Annotated in this window: 1 pseudogene; it reads left to right on the top strand. The window is 53.5% G+C overall.

From position 1 onward, the window contains the following. Nucleotides 1–200: 200 nt before the first annotated feature. Nucleotides 201–748, top strand: a pseudogene (locus tag MOV63_RS32430) (transposase); the annotation flags it as partial. Nucleotides 749–1,047: the final 299 nt, after the last annotated feature.

Consider the following 1,047-nt stretch of genomic DNA (forward strand, 5'->3'; position numbering starts at 1 on the left):
CGAAGGCGGTCGAAAAGGGGCATCCACCGATCAGTTCATTCCAACTCAAATCAACTGATTATTTCAAACCTAAAACTCTTCTTGACGAAGCCGAAAACTGTTTGTAAAAGAAAATAAATTGAGGCTCATAATTACCAATGGGCACTGCAGCCGGGTTGAATTCATTCGGCTTTCATGCGTCCAAGACGACGGCAATGAAGATGACGCGGATCGAAAACCGCGTACGATATGACGGCAGCAAGTTACATTACCCGAGCGGTCTGACTGATGAAGAGTGGGCTCTTGTCGAGCCATTGATCTCGGCGGGCGGCGGCAAGCGGACGGTATCATGCGGGAGGTGGTGAGCGGCCTTCTGTGCGTTCTGTAGGCTGGTTGCCAATGGCGGGCTGTGCCAAAGACTTGCCGCCTCGAAGCACTTTGTTCGGCTATTTCGACTATGGAATTGAGACGGCACACTTGGCTGCAAGCATGCTGAACTCGATGTGAAATGTCGGGAAGCAATGGGCCGTGAGGCGAGCCCAACTGCGGCAGTCAATGACAGGCAGAAGAGCGCCGAAGGCGCGGAAAAAGGGGGGGCTTTGTGTCGATCCGTGCGGGTAAGATGCGGAGAAAAGATCAAAGGCAAGAAGCGCCATATCCTTCGACATAGCATGGCCTGCTGCTGCAGGCGCTGATCCACCCGCCCAACATTCAGGACCGTGATGGAGGGGTTCTCGTTCTACGGACATTGTTTAGGCGCTATCCGTTTTAGACGAAACTATTCGTCGGCGGCAAATCGCCTGATGTTCGAAGCCCATGCTCAAACTGAATAAGTTTCCGGATAGATTCTCAGGAGGTCATCGACATATCCCGCCGTCCTGCACTTTAGGCTCATTCCGACTGCGACGATCTGCTTGAATCAACCATAAGTCACGGTCGCGTTTCGGGCGCTGTTCCCAGACAATTTTATGAGGTTGCCGTGATGCCAGAAGCGCGGTTCTCCGAGCGCCTTTCGAAGGCACCGGACGAGCGTTCGACGTGTCTATGTCTTGCCGGCGCGCCATAGAT

This window comes from Neorhizobium sp. SHOUNA12A, assembly GCF_023006505.1.
Taxonomy (GTDB): domain Bacteria; phylum Pseudomonadota; class Alphaproteobacteria; order Rhizobiales; family Rhizobiaceae; genus Neorhizobium.